The 22,879-nt window shown below is 72.4% G+C and carries 22 protein-coding genes; 12 read left to right on the top strand and 10 right to left on the bottom strand.

Going from position 1 to position 22,879, the window contains the following annotated elements:
• Positions 1 to 35: 35 nt before the first annotated feature.
• Entirely contained in the window at positions 36 to 638 is a 603-nt protein-coding gene (locus tag ACZ56E_RS18535; RefSeq protein WP_471215321.1) for a hypothetical protein, read from the top strand.
• 88 nt (positions 639 to 726) lie between these two features.
• Entirely contained in the window at positions 727 to 2,010 is a 1,284-nt protein-coding gene (locus ACZ56E_RS18530; protein ID WP_471215319.1) for an MFS transporter, read from the top strand.
• Between the two features lie 96 nt (positions 2,011 to 2,106).
• Here ACZ56E_RS18530 and ACZ56E_RS18525 read toward each other — a convergent pair whose 3' ends face one another.
• A complete protein-coding gene (locus tag ACZ56E_RS18525; protein WP_468600420.1) occupies positions 2,107 to 2,340 on the bottom strand; it encodes a hypothetical protein in 234 nt (77 codons plus the stop codon).
• A gap of 79 nt (positions 2,341 to 2,419) precedes the next feature.
• On the opposite strand from ACZ56E_RS18525, the gene map reads away from it, so the two are divergent.
• Entirely contained in the window at positions 2,420 to 3,277 is an 858-nt protein-coding gene (gene map / locus ACZ56E_RS18520; protein WP_468600422.1) for a type I methionyl aminopeptidase, read from the top strand.
• Between the two features lie 186 nt (positions 3,278 to 3,463).
• Positions 3,464 to 4,132 (top strand): biliverdin-producing heme oxygenase, encoded by a 669-nt coding sequence (locus ACZ56E_RS18515; protein WP_471215315.1) that lies wholly within the window; start codon positions 3,464 to 3,466, stop codon positions 4,130 to 4,132.
• 43 nt (positions 4,133 to 4,175) lie between these two features.
• On the opposite strand, the gene ACZ56E_RS18510 is transcribed toward ACZ56E_RS18515, so the two are convergent.
• The 3 genes from ACZ56E_RS18510 to ACZ56E_RS18500 are packed head-to-tail and all read right to left on the bottom strand — an operon-like array spanning position 4,176 to position 7,888.
• On the bottom strand, positions 4,176 to 4,844 hold the full coding sequence (locus ACZ56E_RS18510) for a PhzF family phenazine biosynthesis protein (protein WP_471215313.1): 669 nt from the start codon (positions 4,842 to 4,844) through the stop codon (positions 4,176 to 4,178).
• Between the two features lie 15 nt (positions 4,845 to 4,859).
• On the bottom strand, positions 4,860 to 6,374 hold the full coding sequence (locus tag ACZ56E_RS18505; protein WP_471215310.1) for an HtaA domain-containing protein: 1,515 nt from the start codon (positions 6,372 to 6,374) through the stop codon (positions 4,860 to 4,862).
• 53 nt (positions 6,375 to 6,427) lie between these two features.
• The gene (locus ACZ56E_RS18500; protein ID WP_471215308.1) at positions 6,428 to 7,888 is read right to left on the bottom strand and encodes an HtaA domain-containing protein; all 1,461 of its coding nucleotides are present in this window, start codon (positions 7,886 to 7,888) and stop codon (positions 6,428 to 6,430) included.
• 134 nt (positions 7,889 to 8,022) lie between these two features.
• Between ACZ56E_RS18500 and ACZ56E_RS18495 the strand changes: the two genes are divergently transcribed.
• From ACZ56E_RS18495 to ACZ56E_RS18475, 5 genes are all read left to right on the top strand, one after another.
• Positions 8,023 to 9,036: a heme/hemin ABC transporter substrate-binding protein gene (locus ACZ56E_RS18495; RefSeq protein WP_471215305.1), complete on the top strand. Its 1,014-nt coding sequence runs from the start codon at positions 8,023 to 8,025 to the stop codon at positions 9,034 to 9,036.
• A 47-nt stretch (positions 9,037 to 9,083) separates the two neighbouring features.
• Positions 9,084 to 10,172: a FecCD family ABC transporter permease gene (locus ACZ56E_RS18490; protein ID WP_471215303.1), complete on the top strand. Its 1,089-nt coding sequence runs from the start codon at positions 9,084 to 9,086 to the stop codon at positions 10,170 to 10,172.
• The gene (locus ACZ56E_RS18485) at positions 10,163 to 11,020 is read left to right on the top strand and encodes a heme ABC transporter ATP-binding protein (RefSeq protein ID WP_471215301.1); all 858 of its coding nucleotides are present in this window, start codon (positions 10,163 to 10,165) and stop codon (positions 11,018 to 11,020) included. Before ACZ56E_RS18490 ends, ACZ56E_RS18485 begins: the two co-directional genes overlap by 10 nt.
• 31 nt (positions 11,021 to 11,051) lie before the next feature.
• On the top strand, positions 11,052 to 11,837 hold the full coding sequence (locus ACZ56E_RS18480; RefSeq protein ID WP_471215298.1) for an FTR1 family iron permease: 786 nt from the start codon (positions 11,052 to 11,054) through the stop codon (positions 11,835 to 11,837).
• An 85-nt stretch (positions 11,838 to 11,922) separates the two neighbouring features.
• On the top strand, positions 11,923 to 12,909 hold the full coding sequence (locus tag ACZ56E_RS18475) for an SCO2278 family lipoprotein (protein ID WP_471215296.1): 987 nt from the start codon (positions 11,923 to 11,925) through the stop codon (positions 12,907 to 12,909).
• Between the two features lie 27 nt (positions 12,910 to 12,936).
• Here the strand turns inward: ACZ56E_RS18475 and ACZ56E_RS18470 are convergent, their stop codons facing one another.
• Positions 12,937 to 13,674: a bifunctional DNA primase/polymerase gene (locus ACZ56E_RS18470; RefSeq protein WP_468600444.1), complete on the bottom strand. Its 738-nt coding sequence runs from the start codon at positions 13,672 to 13,674 to the stop codon at positions 12,937 to 12,939.
• Between the two features lie 168 nt (positions 13,675 to 13,842).
• Here ACZ56E_RS18470 and ACZ56E_RS18465 point away from each other — a divergent pair, with 168 nt between their 5' ends.
• The gene (locus ACZ56E_RS18465) at positions 13,843 to 14,685 is read left to right on the top strand and encodes a glycerophosphodiester phosphodiesterase (RefSeq protein ID WP_468600446.1); all 843 of its coding nucleotides are present in this window, start codon (positions 13,843 to 13,845) and stop codon (positions 14,683 to 14,685) included.
• Here the strand turns inward: ACZ56E_RS18465 and ACZ56E_RS18460 are convergent.
• On the bottom strand, positions 14,657 to 15,304 hold the full coding sequence (locus ACZ56E_RS18460) for a TetR/AcrR family transcriptional regulator (protein ID WP_471215293.1): 648 nt from the start codon (positions 15,302 to 15,304) through the stop codon (positions 14,657 to 14,659). The two genes, ACZ56E_RS18465 and ACZ56E_RS18460, sit on opposite strands and share 29 nt — an antisense overlap.
• 235 nt (positions 15,305 to 15,539) lie before the next feature.
• Between ACZ56E_RS18460 and ddaH the strand changes: the two genes are divergently transcribed.
• Positions 15,540 to 16,373 carry a dimethylargininase gene (gene ddaH, locus ACZ56E_RS18455; protein ID WP_471215292.1) on the top strand — a complete coding sequence of 278 codons (834 nt, stop codon included), beginning with the start codon at positions 15,540 to 15,542 and terminating at the stop codon, positions 16,371 to 16,373.
• On the opposite strand, the gene ACZ56E_RS18450 is transcribed toward ddaH, so the two are convergent.
• Positions 16,370 to 18,370, bottom strand: a complete 2,001-nt coding sequence (locus ACZ56E_RS18450; RefSeq protein WP_471215290.1) for a glycoside hydrolase — start codon at positions 18,368 to 18,370, stop codon at positions 16,370 to 16,372. The two genes, ddaH and ACZ56E_RS18450, sit on opposite strands and share 4 nt — an antisense overlap.
• 190 nt (positions 18,371 to 18,560) lie before the next feature.
• On the opposite strand from ACZ56E_RS18450, the gene ACZ56E_RS18445 reads away from it, so the two are divergent.
• Positions 18,561 to 19,064, top strand: a complete 504-nt coding sequence (locus ACZ56E_RS18445; RefSeq protein ID WP_471215287.1) for a hypothetical protein — start codon at positions 18,561 to 18,563, stop codon at positions 19,062 to 19,064.
• A gap of 1 nt (position 19,065) precedes the next feature.
• On the opposite strand, the gene ACZ56E_RS18440 is transcribed toward ACZ56E_RS18445, so the two are convergent.
• From ACZ56E_RS18440 to ACZ56E_RS18430, 3 genes are all read right to left on the bottom strand, one after another.
• A complete protein-coding gene (locus ACZ56E_RS18440) occupies positions 19,066 to 20,082 on the bottom strand; it encodes a small ribosomal subunit Rsm22 family protein (RefSeq protein WP_471215285.1) in 1,017 nt (338 codons plus the stop codon).
• 349 nt (positions 20,083 to 20,431) lie between these two features.
• The gene (locus ACZ56E_RS18435; RefSeq protein WP_471215283.1) at positions 20,432 to 21,607 is read right to left on the bottom strand and encodes a serine hydrolase domain-containing protein; all 1,176 of its coding nucleotides are present in this window, start codon (positions 21,605 to 21,607) and stop codon (positions 20,432 to 20,434) included.
• Positions 21,562 to 22,851, bottom strand: coding sequence for a multidrug effflux MFS transporter (locus ACZ56E_RS18430; RefSeq protein WP_471215280.1), 1,290 nt, complete (start codon positions 22,849 to 22,851; stop codon positions 21,562 to 21,564). Before ACZ56E_RS18430 ends, ACZ56E_RS18435 begins: the two co-directional genes overlap by 46 nt.
• Positions 22,852 to 22,879: the final 28 nt, after the last annotated feature.

Genomic DNA, 22,879 nt, shown 5'->3' with positions numbered 1-22,879 from the left:
GTGACGACTGGCATGTTGGGGCAGGATGCGTCGCCATGGACGCCGTACGGGTCGCGCTGCTGCGCGAAGTGCTCGCCGGGACCGAGTGGCTCGGCGCCACCCGCCGCTTCGCGGGGACGCTGCGGTCCTCCGTCGTGCCGCACGGCGGCGGGCTGCTCCTGGTGGGCACGCGGGCGTACGAGCCGTGGCACCTGGCCGCCCACCTGGTCGACGAGGCGGCCTGGTCGGGCACGCCTGAGCTGACTCCGACACTCGTACGCCACCGGGTGCACGCCTGCGATCCCGCGCATCTGTCGACCGGGCTCGGCCGGATCGAGGCGGCGCGGCGCGGCGAGACGCTGCTCGTCGTGGCGCCGGACGCGCCGGATCCGGAACTGCTCACGCGGGTGCACGACGCGCGGCGCGCGGGGGCGACGGTGCTGGCGCTCGGCTCCGGCGACCGGGACCTGGGCGCTCTGTCGCACGAGGCGCTGACGGTGCCCGAGACGCCGGACCTCGACCTCGACACGGTGCAGCACCTGGTGAGCGCGGCGGCCGGGGAGAACGCGCTGCCGCAGGCGCGGGGCCGCAGGCGGCTGCGCGACCGTCTGTCCCGCCTCGCCGACCAGCTGACGTCGCCGCCGCCGACGCGCTGGTGACGTACCGCGGCTGCCCGTGACCTGGCGAGGACGCTCAGGGGGAAATTCGGTTGCCCGCGGCACCGGCCCGCCCTGAACATGGCTTTTCGTGCCTCTCTCCGCGATACTGCCCGATCTCTCCCCCTGGCGTTCCACGCGCGACTTCCGCCTGCTGTGGATCCAGGGTCTCGTCACGTACTTCGGCAGCTTCATGGCGATGGTGGCCCTGCCGCTGCAGATCAAGGAGCTGACGGACTCGCCGGTCGCGGTCGGCGCGATGGGCGCGGTCGAGCTGGTGCCGCTGATCGTCTTCGGGCTCTACGGCGGCGCGCTCGCCGACGCCGTGGACCGGCGCAAGGTGATCCTCCTGACCGAGGCGGCGCTGGGGCTGCTGGCCGTCATCCTGCTGGTGAACGCGCTGCTGCCCGACCCGATGCTGTGGCCGCTGTACGTCGTCGCGGCGGGCGTCTCCGCCCTCGCCGGTCTGCAGCGCCCCGCGCTCGACTCCCTCATGGCGCGGATCGTGCCGCACCACCAGCTGACGGCGGCCGCCGCGCTGAACTCCCTGCGCTGGAACGTGGGGGCCATCGCGGGCCCCTCGCTCGCCGGCCTCGTCGTGGCGTACGCCGGGCACGCGTCCGCGTACGCGATCACGATCGGCTGTTTCGCGGTCTCCGTGCTCCTGTGCACCCGTCTCTCCCCCGCGCCGGCCGCGCACGACGCGGAGAAGCCGTCGCTGAAGGGCCTGGCGGAGGGCGCGCGGTACGCGTGGTCGCGGCCGGTGCTGCTCGGTACGTACGCGATCGACATGGCGGCGATGTTCTTCGCCTTCCCGAACACGATCTTCCCGTTCCTCGCGGACGACCTGGACGCGGAGTGGGCGCTCGGCCTGATGTACGCGGCCGGGGCGGTCGGCTCGCTGCTGTTCAGCCTCACCAGCGGGTGGACGTCGCGGGTGCGGCGGCACGGGCTGCTCGTGGTCTTCGGGGCGGCGGGCTGGGGGCTCGCGGTCACGGCGGCGGGCTGGTTCGCGAACATCTGGGTGGTGCTGGGCTGTCTCGCGCTGGCGGGCGCGGGCGACATGGCGAGCGGTCTCGGCCGCTCCACCATCTGGAACCAGACCATCCCGGACGAGCTGCGGGGCCGGCTCGCCGGGATCGAGGTCCTGTCGTACAGCGTGGGCCCCCAGCTCGGCCAGGTCCGCGCGGGCGCGGCGGCGGGCTGGACGGGCACGCGCCCCGCCATCTGGTCGGGCGGCCTGGCCTGCGTGGCCTCGGTCACCGCCCTCGCAGCGGTCCTGCCACGACTCCTCTCGTACGACGCGACAACAGACCCGGACGCGAGGCGGCGCCGGGAGCAGGGGGAGAGGACGACGGAGGGGGTCGCTTCCTGACGGGGGGGGCCGGGCGACCGGCGGTGACAGGTCCCCCCCCCGAAGGGGCCGGGCCCTGCGGAGGCAGGTCGCGCCCCCGTCGTAGCCCGGGTGAGGTCAGGCGGTGTCGTCCTTGTTGCCGGCTGCCGTGTCGTGCCACCGGGGGTCGTTCTCCCACTGGAGATTGCGCTCCGCGGCCGTCCGCATCGCCTGCTCCGCCTCCTGGCGCGAGGCGTAGGGACCCATCCGGTCCTTGCCGGGGCAGTCGGGGCCCTCCTCGACCTTCTGGTGCTCCAGGCAGTAGAACCACTCGCCCGGCTTGCCGACGGTCCGCTTCTTGAACAGCGCCATGCCCCGCTCCTTCCGTCCCCTATCGGGTCACGTTCTCTGAGGCCATGCTGCCCCACGACGGCTGGCTAGACTCGCTGGCATGTCTGGCCAGTCACTGCTCGTCCCAGGGGAGCTCTCCCCCATCCGTTCCGTACCCGGCAACATCAGGCGCCCCGAGTACGTGGGGAAACCCGCGCCGACCCCGTACACGGGGCCCGAGGTGCAGACCCCCGAGACCATCGAGCTGATGCGCACCGCGGGCCGCATCGCCGCCCGCGCCATGGAAGAGGCCGCGAAACACATCGCGCCCGGCGTGACCACCGATGAGCTGGACCGCGTCGCGCACGAGTACATGTGCGACCACGGCGCCTACCCCTCGACGCTCGGCTACCGCGGCTTCCCGAAGTCGCTGTGCAGCTCGGTCAACGAGGTCATCTGCCACGGGATCCCCGACTCCACCGTCCTGAACGACGGCGACATCATCAACCTCGACGTGACGGCCTACATCGGCGGCGTGCACGGCGACAACAACGCCACCTACCTCGTCGGCGACGTCGACGAGGAGTCCAGGCTGCTCGTGGAGCGGACCCGGGAGACCCTGAACCGCGCCATCAAGGCCGTCAAGCCCGGCCGGCAGATCAACATCATCGGCCGGGTCATCGAGTCGTACGCCAAGCGCTTCGGCTACGGCGTGGTGCGGGACTTCACCGGCCACGGCATCAACACGTCCTTCCACTCCGGCCTGATCGTCCCGCACTACGACAGCCCGCACGCCACGACCGTCATCCAGCCCGGCATGACGTTCACGATCGAGCCGATGCTGACGCTCGGCACGTACGAGTACGACATGTGGGAGGACGGCTGGACCGTCGTCACCAAGGACCGGAAGCGGACCGCTCAGTTCGAGCACACGCTGGTGGTGACGGAGACCGGGGCGGAGATTCTCACGCTGCCCTGATGCGGAAGAGCCCCCGGTAGCGACCCGGAAGATCGCTGAACGCGAGGTTCCGCGGGGCGGGAGCGGGTAAGTCTTTTACCGACAGGGTGTCGGGAACCGGTTGACTTAGGTAAGCCTAACTTGCATGATCTGCAGAGGTCACCGGTTTCCGCCGCCCCGTCCTTCCCGGCTCCCCTGGAGGTCTTCATGGACTCGCCGCTCACGCCCTTCTCGACGGTCATCCGCACGGCGTCCCACGAGCAGCACACCGAGGCCGAGACCTCGACCTTCATGAGCGACCTCCTCGGCGGCGGCCTCGGCGTCGACGCGTACACGCGCTACACCGAACAGCTGTGGTTCGTGTACCGCGCCCTGGAGGACGGCGCGCAGTCCCTGCGCGAGGACCCCGTCGCGGGCCCCTTCATCCGGCCCGAGCTGCACCGCGTGAGCGAGCTGGAGCGCGACCTCGCGCACCTGCGGGGCGCGGACTGGCGCACCGGCCTCACCCCGCTGCCCGCCACGGAGGCGTACGCGGCACGGATCGCGGAGTGCGCCCGCACCTGGCCCGGCGGCTATGTCGCCCACCACTACACGCGCTACCTCGGCGACCTCTCCGGCGGCCAGATCATCCGCGGCAAGGCCGAGCGGACCTGGGGCTTCGCCCGCAAGGGCGACGGCGTGCGGTTCTACGTCTTCGAGGGGATCCCCAACCCGGCCGCGTTCAAGCGGGGCTACCGCGAACTGCTCGACGGGATGGACACGGCGATCACGGACGACCTGGAGAAGCGGCGGATCGTCGACGAGTGCAAGCGCGCTTTCGCTTTGAACACGGCGGTCTTCCGCGAGCTCGGGGAAGAGTTCCCCCTGACCGCCTGACGGAGCCCCCACCTCGGAGGCTCCGCCCCCGGACCCCCGCTCCTCAAAAGCCGGAGGGGCTGAACTGTCGGAACAGGCGGACCCGGCCGCCGACCTCGATCGAGTCCCCCGGCCCCGGGGCCGTCAGAAGCTGGGAGCCGCGGCCCTGGGTGATGTTGAGGGCGCGGCTCAGTTCGTGGGTGAGCAGGAGTGCCGCCGCGCCCGTCGCCTCGTCCTCGTCGATGCCGTCGCCCCGCCCGGGGAAGCCCCTCGCGCGCACGCGGCCCGCGGCCTCGTCCTGCCAGGCCCAGGCGTAGATCCACTCGCCCGGCGGCGGCACGTCGAGCGCGTCGACCTCCGCCACCGTCCCGTACTGCCGCAGCGTCCTCGGCGGCGCCCAGTCCGCGCGTGCCGTGATCCAGCTGAACTCGCCGTCGTAGCGCGCCTCGACCACGCCCGCGGGTGTCACGAGCTCCGGCACGTCGAGGAGCCAGGCCGTGCCGACGCAGGGGTGGCCTGCGAAGGGCAGCCTGAGTGTCGGCGTATAGATGTCGATGATGCCGCGCTCGGGGTCGTCGACGAACACCGTCTCGCTGAAGCCGAGTTTCCCTGCGTACGCCTGGCGGTCCGCCGGAACAGGCATGCGGGCCCCGTCGCGCACGACACCGAGTTCGTTGCCGTGCCGACCGTCGGGCCCGCAGAAAACACGCAGTACGTCGAAGGGTTCAGTCACCCGCGCATTCAAGCATCACACCGCTTCGGCGCTCCCCCGCCGCCGTGCCACGACGACCGCGCCCGCGCCCGCCGCCAGCGCCACACCCGCCACGCCGAGCAGCGCGGTCGAGGGGACGGAGGAGCCCGTGTCCGCCAGCGAGCCCGCGCCGCCGACGGAACCGCCGCCGCCCACGGACCCGGAGCCGGAAGAGGAAGCGGAACCGGAGCCGGAGTCCGTCGTCCCTGTGTTGCCGCCGGCCGGGAGCACCGCGCCCGCCGACGAGGACAGCGCGACCGTCACCGGGTCGAGCTTCTCGCCCGGCCGGTACGGAGAGCCGGTCGTGTCGTTGGCGAACTGCTTCGCGCCTGCCGCCGTCAGGGTCGCGGGCACCTTGTCGAACAGCACGACGTCGTTCTTCGCCTTGTAGGAGACGCCGGAGAGGTCGAGCGCGGCGAACTTCACGTCGTTGTTCGTGCCCTGGGGCGTGGTGACGTCGGCGAGCAGGGTGCCCTTGGCGCCGTTCGCCCGCACCTTGAGGTCGCTGAACTTCATGTCGATGCCGTGCGCCTTGTACGTGAAGCGGACGCTGCCCCCGAAGGAGGCGTCGGCCTTCTTGGCGGTGGAGTCCAGGTCCGCCTTGGCGTAGGGGAACCGGTAGCCGTCGGAGATCTTCTTGGCGCCGCCCGCGACGGTCGCCTTCCCGCCGGTGGATATGTACTTCCGGAAGCTCTCCTTCAGCCCCCAGGAGAGGCGGCCGCCGACGACCTCGCCCGTGGACCCTCGTGACGCCTGCGACGACTGCGACGGGGTGGGCTTCGGGGCCTTGTCGGGGTCGGAGGGGCCGCCGGTCGGCTTCTGGGTGGGCCGCTGCGTGGGCTTCTGCGTCGGCTTCTCCGTCGGCTTCTGGGTGGGCTTTTCGATCACCGGCCCGCCCGCCGTCACCGTCAGCGTCGCCGGGTCGAGCTTCTCGCCCGCCTCGTACATGCCGTTGAACGCCTTCGCGCCGTCCGCGGTCAGCGCCGCAGGGATGTCCTTGAAGACCATCGCGCCGCCCTCGCCCTGCCCGGGCCTGACCGTGCTCAGGTCGAGCGCGGCGAGGTCGATGTCGTTCTGGACGGTGCCGTTCAGGGTCACGTCGGCCTGGATGGCACCGGTCTTGCCCTTCGTGCGGACCTTGACGTCGGTGATGCCGATGTCGAAGCGGTGGAGGGTGGAGGTGAAGCGGACGCTGCCCTTGAAGGCGGTGTCGGTGGCGTGCGTACCGGTGTCGTACGTGCCCTTGCCCCCGGAGAACGTGAACACCCCGTTGCCCGCGGCCTGCTGGGCGCCGTCCTTGGCCTCGATCTTGCCGTGGGCCATGCCCGTGACGTACTTCCGGAAGGACTCCTTCAAGCCCCACTGAAGCGTGCCGTCCTTGAGCTCCAGCTTCGGCGGGGCGGCCGTGCCGGTGTCGGCGGCGACCGCCGGCAGCGTGAAGGCGCTCGCGCCCAGGGCGACGGCGGTCGCGACGGCTGCCGCGAGGACGGTGGGACGACGGGTGGCGGCCATGATCAGGCTTCTCCTTGAGAGGGGGGAGGAGGGGGCGGGCAACAGTGAGGCGGTCAGGCGTCCGGGGTGTCCGGGGTGTCCTGCGCGTCCGTTGCCGTGCGCTTCTTGCGTACGACTCCGAAGGCGACCGCCGCGGCGAGCAGCACCGCGACGCCCGCGCCGACACCGATCGGCACGGCGTTCGAGGAGGAGTCGGAGGACCCGGCGGCGTTCTCGGTGCGGGGCGCCGCCGCGGACTTCGAAGAGTTCGAGTCCGTCTTCGGGTCCGGCTTCGGCGCGGACTTCGCGGTCGAGCCGAGGTCCGGCAGTGCGGGGAGTTCCGCGTCGGCGTCGAGGGCGACGGCGAGCGAGAGCGGGTCCATGGCGGAGCCCGCCTTGTACATGCCGCCGAACGCCTTGGCGCCTTCGGCGGTGAGCTTCGACGGGACCTCGGTGAGGGAGACGAGGCCGTCCTTCGGCCGCAGCTCCTTCGCGGCGAAGGTGACCAGCGAGGCGTTCTTCAGGGTGGTGCCGCGGTCGCCCTTGCCGTCGACGTCCGCGGTGAGCGTGCCCTTGCCGTCCTCGACCTGGACGGCGACCCCGGCGAGCGTCAGGTCGAGGCCGTGCTTGCCGGTGAACCGGACCGCCCCCGCGAAGTCCGCGGTGAGGGTGCCCTTCTTCTCGTCGTACGTTCCCTTGCCCCGGGGGAAGCGGAAGAGCGCGCCGCCGTCCTGGGCGCCGGCGGACAGCTTCCACTCGCCCTTGGCGATGGGCCCGGTGACGTACTCGCGGAAGGTGCGGCGCACGCCCCAGTCGACGGCGGCATCCTCGATGCGGCCGGCCCGGCCCGTCTCCGCCTTCTTCTTCCCCTTACTCGTGCCCTTGCTCTTCGGGGGGTTCTTGGCGACGAGGTCCGTCGACAGGCTCACCGGGTCCAGGGCCGTGCCGGCCGTGTAGTACCCGGCGAAGGCCTTCGCCCCCTGCGAAGTGAGCTTCGCGGGAAGGTTGTTGAGGGCGATCGGGCCCGTGCCGCCCGTCATGTCGATGCCGGAGATGTCGAGCGAGGCGAGCGGGACCTGTGCGGTCCTGGTGACCTTGCCGGTGCCCTTCTCCTTGCTGACCATGTCGGCGTAGAGCGTGCCGGAACCGCCGGCGACCTTCACCGTGGGGCGGCTCACGGTGAGGTCGAGCTCGTACGAGCCGCCCTTCTTGTGCCCGGTGAAGCGCACCCCGCCCGAGAACCCCGCGGTGAACCTCCCGCTGTCCGGGTCGTACGAGCCCTTCGCCGAGTGGAAGCGGAACTGGCTGCCGCCGACCGTGGCCGCACCCCCTTGCAGGGTGGAGGCGCCGTGGGCGATGGGTCCCGTGACGTAGCTCTGGAAGGAGGACTTGATGCCCCAGTCGAGCCGCCCGCCCTGGACCGTGCGGTCCTCGGCGTGCGCGGCGGCCGCCGGGAGCAGCGCTCCGACGAGTGCGGTGAGCACGGCCACGGCTCCGGCGCGAACGGTGGCACGCGCCTGTCCGGACGACGGCATGGGACCCCTCCAGCGGTCTGGCGAATTAGGTAAGGCTAACCTAACTACGAACGCTTCGGGCTGGAACCCCCAACCGGAACCCAGCCCTCGGAGCAGCCCTCAACAGCTCGACAGGACGGTGGACTTCGGTGCGTATGCCGCGCTCACTCCGCATCGCCGGCGCATGGGCCGCCGTGCTCGCCCTCGGTCTCACCGGGTGCGGAACACCGGACGACGGCGGCGGCCCGAATGCGCGGCGGGCGCAGGCGAAGACCTCCGCGCCCGACCGGGTCGAGCCCCTGAAGACCGAGCCGAAACCGGTGCTCCCCGCCACCGTCACCTCCGCCGACGGCCACAAGGTGACGGTTGAGGACTCCAGCCGCATCGTGCCGCTCACCGGCAGCCTCAACGAGATCGTCTTCACCCTGGGACTCGGCAGGAACGTCGTCGCCCGCGACATCACCGCCACCTTCGAGCAGGCGAAGAAGCTGCCGGTGGTGACCCGCGCACACGACGTCTCGGCGGAGAGCGTGCTCTCCCTCAAGCCGACCGTCGTCCTCGCGGACACCACCACCGGGCCCGCCGAGGCCATCGACCAGATCCGTGACGCGGGCATCCCCCTCGTCGTCCTCGACCCCGCGAAGAGCCTCGACGACGTGGGCCCACGCATCGAGGCGGTGGCCGACACGCTGGGCGTGCGGAAGGCGGGCGCCGAGTTGACGGAGCGCACGCGGCAGCGGATCGCGGCGGTCCGCGAGGACATTCCGGCGGAGAAGGGGAAGAAGAAGCCGCGGGTCGCCTTCCTCTATCTGCGCGGCTCGGCCTCCGTCTATCTGCTCGGTGGGCGCGAGTCCGGGGCGAGTTCGCTCCTGGAGGCGGCGGGCGCGGTCGACGCGGGCAAGGAGTCCGGGCTGCGGAAGGACTTCACGGCGATCACGAGCGAAGCGCTCGCGAAGGCCGCGCCCGACGCGATCCTGGTGATGCGGAAGGGACTCGCGTCGGTGGACGGCGTGGACGGGCTCCTGAAGGTCCCGGGCGTCGCCGAGACCCCCGCGGGCCTGGACCGGCGCATCGTCTCCATCGACGACGGCGTGCTCCTCAACTACGGGCCACGCACCGACCAGGTGCTGAAGTCCCTGGTGGAGCAGTTGTACGGGGACGCCGCGTGAGCGTGCTCGCCAAAACCAAAGCCAAAACCAAAGCCACGGACACGGACATGGACACGGACACGGTCCCGGACGTCTCCGCCACCACCCCGGACGGCGCGGCCCCCCGCCGCCGCGGTGCCGCCCTCCCCCTGACCGCGGCGCTCGCCGCCGCCCTCGTCCTGCTCTGTCTGGTCTCCGCGGGCACCGGCGCGTACGACATCCCCCTCGGTGACGTCGTCTCCTCCGTCCAGCACCGCCTGGGACTCGGCGGGTCCTCGCTCGACCGGGTCGGCGAGAGCGTGCTGTGGAACGTGCGGCTGCCGCGCGTCGTGCTCGCCCTCCTCGTCGGCGCCTCGCTCGGCTGCGCGGGCGCGCTGATGCAGGGCGTGTTCGGCAATCCGCTCGCCGAGCCCGGCGTCATCGGGATCTCGTCGGGCGCCGCGGTGGGCGCCGTCGCCTCCATCGCGCTCGGCCTCGGCTTCCTCGGGAACTGGACGGTGACCGTCTGCGCGTTCGTCGCCGGGCTCGCGACCGTCCTGCTCGTGTACGCGATGTCGCGCGAGGGCGGCCGCACGGAAGTCGTCACGCTGATCCTCACCGGCATCGCGGTGAACGCCTTCGCGGGCGCCCTCATCGGCCTGTGCATCTTCTTCGCGGACAACGCGCAGATCAGCCAGATCACCTTCTGGCAGCTCGGCTCGCTCGCCCAGGCGACCTGGCCGAAGGTCCTCGCCGTCCTGCCCTGCGCGCTCATCGGGCTCGCCGTCGCGCCGTTCCACGCGCGGAAGCTGGACCTGCTCGCGCTCGGCGAGCGGCCCGCCCGGCATCTGGGCGTGGACGTGGAGCGGCTGCGGCTCGTCCTCGTCCTCGTGGTGGCGCTGCTGACCGCGGCCGCGGTGGCCGTCGCCGGGATCATCACCTTCGTCGGCCTCCTCGTGCCGCACCTGCTGCGGATGGCCGCGGGCCCCGGGCACCGCTTCCTCGTGCCCGGCAGCGCGCTCGGCGGAGCGCTGGTCCTCGTCGCCGCCGATCTGGCCGCGCGCACGGTGGCCGCGCCCGCCGAGCTGCCGCTGGGCGTGCTCACCGCGCTCTTCGGCAGCCCGTTCTTCTTCTGGCTGCTCCGCAGGACCCGTCGCAAGCAGGGTGGTTGGGCGTGATCGGACAGCTGAGCAGGAGGCTCTTCGGAGGGCGGGAGCGCGCACTGCCCGGGCCCGTCGCGCGCGGGGACGTCCTCGCCGAGGCCGAGGGGCTGTGGGTGCGGCTCGGCGGCCACGCGGTGCTGCGCGGGGTGTCGCTCGCCGCCCGCGCGGGCGAGGTGCTCGCCCTGGTCGGCCCCAACGGCGCGGGCAAATCCACCCTGTTGGCCGCGCTGGCCGCCGACCTCCCGGCCGACGAAGGGGTCGTACGCGTCTGCGGCCGGCCCGCCCCCGACTGGCCCGCGCCCGAACTCGCCCTGCGCCGCGCCGTGCTGCCGCAGTCCGCGGCGCTCTCCTTCCCCTTCCCGGTGGCGGAGGTCGTACGGATGGGCCGCGCGCCCTGGGCCGGAACCCGGGCGGCGGACGACGACGACCGGGTGGTGCGCGCGTCGATGGCGGCCACCGAGGTGGGCGACTTCGCCGCGCGTCCCTTCTCCGCGCTCAGCGGCGGTGAGCGCGCCCGGGTGGCGCTGGCCCGCGTCCTCGCCCAGCGCGCCCCGCTGCTGCTGCTCGACGAGCCGACCGCCGCGCTCGACCTGCGCCACCAGGAGCTGGTGCTCCGCATCTGCCGTGAGCGGGCGGCCGCGGGTGACGCGGTCGTGGTGGTGCTCCACGACCTGGGCCTCGCGGCGGCGTACGCGGACCGGGTCGCGGTGCTGCGCGGCGGGACCGTCGCGGCGGAGGGCGCCCCCGGCGACGTGTTCGAGGCGACGCTGCTCTCCGAGGTGTACCGGCAGCCCGTCGAGGTGTTCCCGCACCCGCGCACGGGCGCCCCCGTGGTGGCCCCGCTCAGGGACAGCGGGCAGTGACGGGAAAAGGGGCGCGGCTACTCTTCCGGGGATGTTCGACAACTATCTGATCGGGCTGCGCGACGGCCTGGAGGCCGGTGTGGCCGCGGGCCTCCTCCTCGCCTTCGCCGCGCGGACCGGGCGGCGTGACGCGCTGCGGCCCGTCGGGGCAGGCATCGGCGTCGCGGTGGCGCTCGCGCTCGGCTTCGGCTGGGCGCTGACGTTCGGTTCGCAGGAGCTGACGCCCCGGGCCCGGGAGACGTTCGGCGGGACGCTGTCGCTCGCCGCCGTGGGCCTGTTGACGTGGGTGGCCCTTCGGGTGCGGCGCGCGGAGGCGCGGCACATGACGGCTCTGCTCGCGGTGACCGCGTTCTTCGCGGTGGGCCGGGAGGCGCTGGACACGGCCCTGTTCTTCTGGGCGTCGGTGCGGGCGTCGAGGGACGGTGCGCACGGGCCGCTGCTCGTCGTCGCCCTGGGTCTGCTCACCGCGCTCGTCCTGGTCGGGCTGCTCCACCTGGGCGCGGTCCGCGTCGACTTGGACCGGTTCCGCCTCTGGTCCGGCGTCGCGCTGATCGTCGTGGCGGCGGGTTTCCTCACGCACGGTGTGAACGCCCTGCAGGAGGCCGAACTCCTCGGCGGCTCGCGGAACGCGGCGTTCGACATCGGCGGGGCCGTCCCGCCCGACAGCTGGTACGGCACGCTCCTGGCGGGCACCTTCAGCTTCCGCCCCGACCCGACGCCACTCCAGCTCGTGCTCTGGCCGCTGTACGCGGTCCCCGCGCTGCTCCTCCTCGCACGTGGCTCGAGGGCGCGTGCGACGCGCCTCCAGAAGATCTGACCGGCACCCGCACACCCCTTCCGCACGGCTCTTTTCCGGGCCCGATAAGGTTCGGGCCCGGGAAGGGGTAGGTGGAGGCATTCCGATGAGCAACGTTCGCAGGGTCCGTGGTCCCGGCCGGTCCGTCGTCGTGTCGGCGGCGGTGGCGGCCCTGGCGTTCACGGCGAGCGGCTGTGTGACCGTGCACGGGGAGCGGGAGATCGTCCCCTCGGCCACCAAGTCCGAGGCGGACCGCGCCCTCAAGGAGTTCCTCACCGCGTACAACAAGGCGGACAAGGCCTACGACCCGGCCGCGGACGCCGCCCGCATCACAGGCCCGCTGGGCGCCATCAACCAGGGCGGTCTGAAGTCCCGGCGCGTGCAGCACCCGCAGGGCAACCCGAAGCACGTGCCGCTCGAGCTCACGGACGTGACGTACTCCATACCGAAGAAGGCGGGCTGGCCGCGCTGGTTCCTGGCCGACACCAAGGCCAACCGCCGCTCCGACCTGCGGTGGCTGTGGGTCTTCACGAAGAGCGGCCCCGACCAGCTGTGGCGGGCGACCTATCTGAACCTGGTGTCGCCGGAGAAGATGCCGAAGCTGAAGAAGGACGGGGACGGCTGGGCCGAGCCGGTGGGCGTGCGGGCGAAGGATCTCGCGCTGGCCCCCGCCGACCTCGGCGAGGAGTACACGTCGTACCTCAAGTCGGGCGGCGACGCGTTCGCGCCGAGCGACCACACCTCGCGCTGGAAGGCCTACCGCGACCGGAACTCCAAGCGGGCCGGCCTCGCCGTGCAGTACCTCGACGAGCCGGAGAACGGCGGCACGTTCGCACCGCTGGGCCTGCGCACCGCGGACGGCGGCGCGCTGGTGTTCTTCGCCACCCGCCACTACGAGAAGCAGACCGCGTTCAAGGGCCTCAGCCCGAAGGTCGACGCGGACGCGAAGGCACTGCTCAAGGGCGAGGTGCGGCAGTCGCTGCTGCTGCACCGGGTCTCCAACCAGGTGGTCGTCGACCCGAAGAAGCCGGGCGGCGACAAGGTGGCGTTCCTGGGCCGCCTCCAGGGTCTGACGGGCGCGACGGGCGAGTAGGCCGCCTTCCCAGTCAGGTCTCCGGGGTCAGCCCCGCAGGGGCCAGGCGGCGACGTCCTGCTGGGGCTCGCCCGCCACGCGCGCGCACTCGTCGGTGAGCGTCGCCAGGAGCGTCAGCGGGTCGGGCAGCGGATGCTCGGGGCCGCGGATCCAGCGCACCTCCTGGTCGTCGGGGAGCCGGGCGGGCGGCACCAGGACGTACGAACCGCGGCAGTGCCAGCGCAGGCCGGGGTGCTCGTCCATCGTCTCGGGATGGCAGTCGAGCTCGCACGGCCACCACTCGTCCTCGTCCTCGGGGGTGCCGCGCGTCGCGGTGTAGAACAGCAGCCGGCCCTGGCCGTTGCTGCCGCCCGACTCGGCGACGGGGCCCACCTCGATCCCGGCGGCGAGCAGCCGCTCGAGGGCTTCGAGCCCGGCGTCCAGCGGCACGTCCAGGACGTCGTGGATCATGCCGGTCGCGGTGATGAAGTTGGCCTGCGGCTGGTGGCGGGCCCACCGCTCGATCTGGCCGCGGTCCGTCGTGGACTGCGTCTGCCAGGCGAAGGAGACCGGGTGCCGGGCGGGGGTGGGACAGCCGATGCGGTCGCAGGAACATCGGTACCCCGACGGATACGCGGCCGGGGCCAGCGGCAGTCCGGCCGCCGCGGCGGCGAGGAGCAGCTCCTCGCGGGCCCGGTCATCCGCGGCCGTGTCCTTGGGGCGCCGGCGGAGCCACTGGGAGAATTTGCCCTGTCCGCCGGACCGGCTGCCGAACTCCGCGCCCATCTAGCCCCTCACCTCGCCGTTGTGCCGAAAGCATGACCCATGGTCCCACCATCCTGCGCCTCCGGGGGCCGGAGGCCACATCCGGGGTGCCCGGGGTATGCCCACCCCGGGATGACATAGCGCGTCTTTCCGGTGCAAGTTTGGATTTACCCGCCTACCGTGGTCGCCATGGTCATTAGGACTGTGCTGACGGGCCTCACGGCGCTGACCCTCACGGCACCGAACGGCTTCCTCGCCCCGATCGAGTGGAGCGGGCCGCTGACCGTGGACGCGCTGCCCCGCGTCGTCTACACCGCGCACCGCGGCGGTGCCCTGGAGGTACCGGAGAACAGCATGTCGGGCCTGCTGGCCGCCTATGAACGCGGTACCGCCCAGGTCATCGACTTCGACACGCGGATACTGCGCGACGGGACGCCGGTGGTCATGCACGACGCCACCCTGGACCGCACCACGTACACGTCAGGCCCGGTGCGCCGCCTCGACCGGTGGGGCTGGCTCGCCGTGCGGCTGCGTCCCCCGGCCACGGTGCCCGGCCGCTGGCGCCCGGAGCGGCCGCCGACGGTCGCGGAGGTCCTCGACCGGTTCGGCGGGCGGGTCATGCTGATGCTGGAGGCCAAGGACCCGAAGAGCCTGGAGCCGCTCGCCCGGCTGATCCGGGCCCGCGGGCTCACCCGCTCGGTCTTCGTGAACACCAACGATCCGGCGGTCGCCCGCCGTGCCCACCGCCTAGGCCTGCTGGCCCAGCTGTGGCGCTCGAAGGCGCAGATGCGGCGGGACCGCCCGAAGGAGTGGGCGTCGTTCGTGGACGTCCTGGACGTGGACTACAAGGCGCGCGACAGCGATCTGCTGCGCGCGGTGAACTCGGGCGTCCCCCGGGTGTGGGCGCACACGGTGACCACTCCGCAGCAGCGCGACCGGGTGCTGCGCCTCGGCTGCAACGGCGTGATCACGGACGCTCCGGGCCTGCTCTCGCGTACGCCGGTCAGGAAGCGGAGTACGGCCGGGGCGTGATGCCGTACAGCGCGTACTCGACGAGCGTGTCGACGTAGGCGTGGGTGAGGGGGCCCGAGCGCATCAGCCAGCGCTGGGCGAGCGGGCTCGACCACAGTTCGAGGGCGATGCGGGGGTCGATGTCGGGCACGACGTGGCCCGCCTCGCGGGCCTGCTCCACGCGCTTCACGAAGAGCTGGAGCTGCGGCTCCAGGAGCTTCTCGACGAACTCGGCGCCCAGCTCGGGGTTGAGCAGCCCCTCGGCGGCGAGCGCGCGGTAGGGGGCGTCGTACCTGGGGTCGTTGAACTCGTCGACGGTGGCGCGCATCACGTACTTGAGGTCGGCCTCCAGATCCCCGGTGTTCGGGATCTCGGTCTCGATCTCGTTCTTGCCCGCGTTCTCACTGGCCTCCCGGGACGCCTGCTCGGCCAGGTCGAGGAAGGCGTCGAGCAGGACGGCTCCCTTCGACGTCCACCAGCGGTAGATCGTCTGCTTGCCGACGCCGGCGCGGGCCGCGATGGCCTCGACCGTCAGCTTCGCGTAGCCGACCTCGCCGACGAGGGCGAGGGCTGCGTCGTAGATCGCGCGGCGCGAGCGTTCGCTGCGGCGCGTGGAGTCGGAGGTGGTCTTCTGGGCCATGCCGTCGAATGTAGCAGCGGCCGAACCGAGACGTACCGTCTAGACAAGACGCAACGTCTCGCCCTTGGAGGTCGTGCGGGGCACCCCCCGTTCACCCCCGTCCGGCACCATCCGTTCGGCCAATCTCGCAACCACCCGTTCGGTTCACTGCGCGGAAGCTCTCCCAGACCGCACTATGGGCATCAACTGCCCCACCATGGGCAGCACATGACCTGCGGTACGTGAGGAGCCTTCATTGTCCCGTTTTCCTCGCTCTCCTCGGCGCGCCACACCCCGGCGCTATCTGATGTGCCCACCGGCACACTTCAGGGTCACCTACTCCATCAACCCCTGGATGGACCCCGGCAAGCCGGTCGACGTCCCCCTCGCCGTCGCCCAGTGGGAGGACCTGCGCGACCGGTACGTCTCCCTCGGTCACACCGTCGAGGAGCTCACCCCCCGGCCCGGACTCCCGGACATGGTCTTCGCGGCGAACGGCGCGACCGTCGTCGGCGGACGCGTCCTCGGCGCGCGCTTCGCCTACCGCGAGCGCGAGGAGGAGGCCGCGGCCCACCTTGAGTGGTTCCGCACCCACGGCTTCACCGAGATCCACGAACCCACCCACATCAACGAGGGCGAGGGCGACTTCGCCGTCACCTCCTCCTACGTCCTGGCCGGGCGCGGCTTCCGGGCCAGCCCGCTCTCGCACGGCGAGGCGCAGGAGTTCCTCGGCCGCCCGGTGATCGGGCTCGACCTGGTCGACCCCCGCTACTACCACCTGGACACCGCGCTCGCCGTCCTGGACGACGCGGCGGACGACGTCATGTACTACCCGCAGGCCTTCTCCCCCGGCAGCCGGGCGGTGCTGCGGCGGCTCTTCCCCGACGCGCTGATCGCCGAGGAGCCCGACGCCGAGGCGCTCGGGCTCAACGCCGTCTCCGACGGGCTCCACGTGCTGCTTCCACAGGCCGCGCTCGGCCTCTTCGACCCCCTGCGCGAGCGCGGCTACGAACCGATCGGGATGGACCTGACCGAGCTGCTCAAGGGCGGCGGCAGCGTGAAGTGCTGCACGCAGGAACTGCGGGGCTAGCCCTTCCGCAGCTCCGCCGGGCAGAGCCGGCGCGGCTTGTCGTCGCCCTTGAGGCGGGCGTCGGCACAGCCGCCCGGCAGTCCCCCGTACGCCTTGGTGCCGAAGTTGGCCGTCACCGTCAGCGTGCCCTTGCCGAAGACCGTGCGCTGGACGGTGCGGTCCTTGGTCAGCTGACGGAAAGAGGTGAGCTGTTCGGTGCCCGCGGCCTTGTGCAGGGGCGAGAAGTACTTCTGGAGGGCGGCCAGTTCGGCGCCGTGCTTCTTCAGCGAGGGGCCGTCGAGGACGTAGTTGAGGGGGGTGTTGTAGAGCATGGCGAGCAGGGCGCGGGGGGTCTTCTGGGCGGGCAGCTTCTCGTACGAGAGTTCCCAGCGCTCGGTGTTGACCAGCGAGCCGTGCAGCGCGGTCTCGTAGAGCGGGACGCGGTAGCGGGGGTCGTACATCGCCTTGGCCAGGCCGGCGGGCAGGTCGACCGGCTTGAAGAAGACGCCGGGCGCGTTCTCGGGGTAGTAGCCGCCCCACTTCTCGCGGTCCTTCTGGAGCTTCCACATGCCGTCGGCGACCGGGGTGCCGCCGCCGTGGTCGAAGGCGAGCGTCTTGTTCGCCCAGGCCTGCGCGGTCTCGGAGCCGAGGACGAGGCCCTTGTCGGCGATGCGCCGCATGCGCGCGAGGCGGTGCTCGCGGTCCTCGGCCTTGGTCATCCGGTGGCCCTTTCCGTGGTCGCGGAAGAGCTCGCCGGTGGCGTCGACGTCGAGGAAGTAGCTGTCGGCGCCGTTGGCGACCATGGAGCGGGTGCGGTCGGCGAGGTAGTGGTGCGTCTTCTCCGCCTTCTCGAAGGCGGACGAGCTGAGGTAGCAGCCGCGGCCGCCGAAGCCCGTCACCGGCTCGCCCTTGGCGTCACGGACGCAGAAGTCCGGGTGGACCGTGCCGGGCCAGACGGAGTTCGGGGCGTCGGCGGTCTTCGGGTCCTGGCCGTTGGCGAAGGAGTCGTAGGGGCCGATGAGGTACCCGGCCTTCTTCGCGGCGCCCACCGCCGCCTTGTCCGGGTACGGCTTCCCGTCGTAGCCGAGCCACATGCGGTCGACGCCCAGCTTGCGCAGCTCCTCGATCCCGGCGCGCTTGCGGGCGTCGCCCCAGGTGTAGGCGTGGAAGGCGCCGAGGAGCTGCCCGGTGGCGGGGTTCTTCGCGATCTTCCGCTTCAGGCTGCCGAGCCGGCCGCGTTCGGCGAGGTAGGAGCGGTAGTCGGCGGCGGGTGCGACGGCGTTGCCGTCGGTCAGGGCGAAGGTGACGGTGTAGTCGCGGGTGCCCTCTCCGCGGTCGAAGGTGTGCTCGGCGGTGGTGCGCAGCCGCCCTCCGGGGGCGGTGAAGCCGAGGCTCGTGCCGATGTCGGTGGGGGTGAGGTAGCTGACGCCTGCCCGCTTGCCGAGGGAGTAGCCCCACAGCGGCAGCGTCAGGCCTTCGCCCACGTCGACGGTGCTGCCCGCGAGTTCGCCCTCCCCCTTGGTCCAGAACGCGTCCTTGACGGGGATGTCCAGGCCCTCCCCGCGCGGGAGTTGGAGGGCGCTGGCGGCGGTGTCGGTGCCGGTGACGGGCCAGCTGACCGAGGTGTCGCGGTGGGCCTTCATGCTGAGGGAGAGGCGGCCGTGGTCGGTGCGGGCGGTCACGTCGATGCCGCGCTCGGGGTAGCTCCAGCGGGCCCGGCCGGTGCCGGTGCGGGTCACCGGGCCCGGCTTGCCGAGGTCGGTGCCGGCGGCGTCGGAGAGGGCGAGGTCGCGGCCGTCGCGGGTGCGGGCGCGGACGGCGAGCGTCGCGGTGTCGACGACGGCGGTGCCGCCCTTGACGGCGAGTTCGACGTGCCGGCCGTGCGGCGGCTCGGCTCCGGCGGTGAAGGCGTACGTGGTGGCTCCGGCGGCGACGACCGCGAGAGCGACGGACAGGGCGAGGAATCGGGTCTCCGACCGCCTGCGGGCGTGGCCGGGCGAACTGCTCTTGGTTGGCATGGAGATGTGGATAGTCGCCGCCTCTAAGAACCTTTTAAGAAGCGGGGCAGTTCAGCCACCTGGCCGAGGACGTGCTAACAATACGGGCGCACAGGTACGCAGACAGTCCTGTGCGAACGCGTCACCACAACCAAACAGTTGGGTCCACGGGGGCCCAGGGGGAAGAAGAGGTATCAGCGCAGTGAACCGTATGCGCACGTCCGCCGCAGTACTGGCCACCGCGGGGGCCCTGACCGCCGCTCAGCTCGGCCTCGCCGGGTCCGCGTCCGCCGCGTCCGGCCCGACCGCTCCGAAGGCCGCTCCGAAGGCGTCGGCGTCTCCGAGTGCCGTCTCCGGCTGCCCGATCGACATCGTGTACACCTCCCGTTTCCAGGTCGACCGGAACGGCTGGGTCACCAACGGGGGTCTGTACTTCGGCATCAAGAACAAGAGCACGAAGAGCTTCAAGAAGGTCAGCTTCACGGTGACCAACGTGAAGAACGTCCGCTTCGGCCGGGCGACGCCGAAGGGCGGCAAGGTCACCCACAAGACGTCCAAGACCGTCACCGTGTACGACAAGAGCCTGGCGGGCAAGGCCAAGCTCGGCGTCAAGGTGCGCACGCGCCTGCTGAACACCAGGTCCTACAAGGTGAAGTTCTCCGTGCGCGGCACGGGCTGGAACTGCGCCGTCAACCAGGGCACCTGGGGCGCGTGAGTCACTGCGCGGGCGGGGGCGGCCACGCGTCGCCCCAGTCCGCGTCGCGCGCCGCGCGGTAGAGGGGGCCGTGGCGCTTGGTCACGGTCTCCTTTCGCAGGGACTCCTCGACCCCGCACAGGTCGAGGAGCACCTGGCCCTTGCGGATCTGCGGGCGGCGCACCACGCGGGCGGGCGCGGGGTCCGGGTCGAAGCGGACCGCCGCGACGTAGCTGAACTTCTCGTCCTCGTACGCGAGGGAGCCGCCCTTGACCTGGCGGTGCAGGGACGACCTGCTGACCCGTGCCGAGAAGTGGCACCAGTCCGTGCCGGGTTCGATGGGGCACGCCGAGCTGTGCGGGCAGGGCGCGGCGATCCGGTAGCCCGCGGCGATCAGCCGGTCGCGTGCCTCGATGATCCGTCCGTAGCCGTCGGGGGTGCCGGGCTCGATGACGACGACGGCCTGGGTCGCCGCTTCGGCGGCGGCGTCGACGACGGAGCGGCGGTCGGCGTCCGTGAGCTCTCCGAGGACGTACGAGATGGTGACGAGAGCGGTGCTCTCGATGGTGAGCGTCGATCCGATACGGGAGCGCTGCCACTGTGCGGTGCTCAGCCCGGGTGTCGTCCCGGCCAATTCCTTCCCGAGTGCCAGCGCGGGCTCGGCCCAGTCCAGGACCGTCACCGGGCGTTCCCCCGCCCAGGTCGCCGCGACCGCCCAGGTCGCCGCGCCGGTCCCGCCGCCGACGTCCACGTGGCTGCCGGGCGCCCAGCCCTCGGACGCCGCGTCCGCGAGGGCGGCCAGCGCGGCACGGACGGCCTCGAAGGTCGCGGGCATGCGGTACGCGGCGTACGCGACGACGTCCGCGCGGTCGCGCAGGATCGGGGCGTCGGTCGGGGTGCGGCCCCGGTAGTTGGCGATCAGCCGGTCGACGGCCTGGGTCGCCTGCTTGGGCGGGAGACCGTCCAGGAGGCCGGCGAGCGCGGTGCGCAGGGTTTCGGCCGGGGGGTGGGGGGGTGCCGGGGGGATCGGGGCGTTCACCCGGTGATTCTACGGGGGCGCTGCGCTGGCGGGGGCGGGGCGCTGCGCTGGCGGGGCGGGGGCGGGGGCGGGCCTGAGCCGACCCGGCCCCCGGCCCCCGGCCCCGGCCTCCGGCCTCCGCGTCTGCCCCATGCCGCCCGTCTGGCGGGTGCGGGCCCGGGTGGGCTGGTCGCGCAGTTCCCCGCGCCCCTGGAACCTTCGGTGCCCGGCGCCGTCGCTCGTGCCCTCGCGTCTGCCCCATGGCGGCTGTCCGGCGGGTGCGGGCCCGGGTGGGCCGGTCGCGCAGTTCCCCGCGCCCCTGGGGCCTTCGGTGCCCGGCACCTTCCCGTGCCGGCCCCGTGCCCCCGCGCTAACGGCCCCGGGCCGCGCGGGCTAGGTGCGTGGCGGCTGTTGAGCGGGGGGTGTTGTTTGGGGGGCGGCGGCGGGGGTGGACCGTGTTGGCCAGGAGGATCAGGAATGTGTCCGTTGCCGGGTCGAGGGTGAGGGAGGTGCCGGTGAAACCCGTGTGGCCCGCCGCGCCGCGGCCCGCGAGTTCGCCCATGAACCAGGGCTGGTCGATGGCGAAGCCGAGGCCGTCGCCCGCCAGCATCAGCTCGACGAAGTCGGGGCCGAGGATCCGGGCCCTGCCGTACGAGCCGCCGCACAGCAGCGTGCGGCAGAGCACCGCGAGGTCGCGGGCGGTGGAGAAGAGGCCGGCGTGCCCGGCGACCCCGCCGAGCGCCCAGGCGTTCTCGTCGTGGACGGTGCCGCGCAGCATTCCGCGGTCGGCCTTCGCCCAGGGCCTGCGCTGGTCCTCCGTGGCCGCGGCGTCGGGGCACGGGCCGAAGCCGGTGGCGGTCATGCCGAGCGGGCGCGTGATGCCCTCGCGGATGAGCGCGTCGAGGGGGCGGCGGGTGAGGCGCTCCAGGATGTGCTGGAGCAGGAGCATGTTCAGGTCGGAGTAGACGTATGCGCCCGGCTCGGTGGCCGGGGCCTCCGCGCGCAGGGCCGCGAGGCGTGCGGCGGCGTCCGGGCAGTCGTACAGCGGCAGTTCGGGCCGCAGCCCCGAGGTGTGGGTGAGGAGCTGGCGGACGGTGAGGCCGTGCTCGGCGGCGGCCGTGAACTCGGGAACGTACGCCCCGACGAGCGCGTCGATGCCGAGCGTGCCGCGCTCCAGCTGCTGCACGGCGGCGATCGTCGTGAAGAGTTTGGTGAGGGACGCCAGGTCGAAGGGGGTGCTGGTGCGCGTCGGCACGCGCCACTCGCGGGGCAGCTCGACGCCGGCGTCGCTCTCCGGGTCGTACGAGGCGTACCGCACCGCCCAGCCCGCCGCCTCCTCCGCGGCGATCACGGGGCCGCGGCCGACGAGGACCACGGCGCCCGCGCACCAGGGGCGCGGCCCGCGCGTCAGGTCGCGCACCTCCGTGACGAGGCGGCCGATCTCGTCGGGGTCGAGGCCCGCGCGGTCCGGTGTGCCGGGGCGCAGGAGTCTTGGTGCGCTCAGTGGTCCGCCTCCTGGGTCGGCGTGTGCTGCCAGGGGCGGCACAGTCCCACGAAGCACGCGACGGCGGCCAGTGCGCAGACCAGTTGGACGACGGCCATCGGGACGGCGGTGTCCTCGCCGGCGATACCGACGAGCGGGGAGGCGACCGCGCCGATGAGGAAGGAGGAGGTGCCGAGCAGCGCGGAGGCGGAACCCGCGGCGTGCGGGGTGCGGATCAGCGCGAGCGACTGGGTGTTGGGCAGGGTGAGGCCCATCGACGACATGAGGACGAAGAGCCCGGCGGCGACGGGGAACAGGCCGACGTCGCCGAGGACGCCGGTCGTCATGAGCAGCAGGGCGATCGCGGCGGTCGTGATCATCGCGAGGCCGACGGCGAGGACCTTGTTGAGGCTGATCCGGCCGACCAGGACCTTGCCGTTGAGCTGGCCCGCGGCGATCAGTCCGATGGAGTTGACGCCGAAGAGGAGGCTGAAGGTCTGCGGGGACGCGCCGTAGATCTCCTGGATCACGAAGGGCGAGGCGGAGATGTACGCGAAGAGCGCGGCGAAGGCGAAGCCGCCCGCGATCATGTAGCCGGCGAAGACGCGGTCGGCGAGGAGCGACCTCATGGTGCGCAGCGCCTCGACGGTGCCGCCGCCGTGCCGCTTCTCGGGGGCGAGGGTCTCGGGCAGGCGGCGCCAGACGAGCAGGGTCAGCGCGGTGCCGACGACGGTGAGGACGACGAAGATGCCGCGCCAGTCGGTGAAGCGGAGGACCTGGCCGCCGATGAGGGGGGCGGCGACGGGGGCGACGCCGGAGATCAGCATCAGGGTGGAGAAGAAGCGGGCCATGGCCACGCCGTCGTACAGGTCGCGGACGACGGCGCGGGCGATGACGATGCCGGCGGCGCCCGCGAGTCCCTGGAGGAGGCGGAAGCCGATGAGGAGCTCGGCGGTGGGCGCGAAGGCGCAGGTCGCGGTGGCGATCACATAGACGAGCAGCCCGACGAGGAGAGGGCGGCGGCGGCCCCACCTGTCGCTCATCGGGCCGACGACGAGCTGGCCGAGCGCCATGCCGAGGAGGCAGGCGGTCAGGGTCAGCTGGATGGTGGCGGCCGGTGCGCTCAGGGCGTCGGTGACCTCCGGCAGCGCCGGTAGGTACATGTCCATGGAGAGCGCGGGGACGGCGGTGAGGCCGCCGAGGACGAGGGTGACGAGGGCTCCGGTACGACGGAGGGCGACGGGGCCGTGTGGCTCCGCCGCCTCTGTTATCCGGTTTTCTGCCGTTGTCTGCCCGCGCTCAGGCATCGCGCCCCTCCCGGTCGATCGGATCCGC

It is taken from the genome of Streptomyces sp. NPDC039480 (assembly GCF_055597165.1).
Note: the sequence above shows the minus strand (reverse complement) of the source record. Positions and strands in the feature narration are given on the sequence as shown.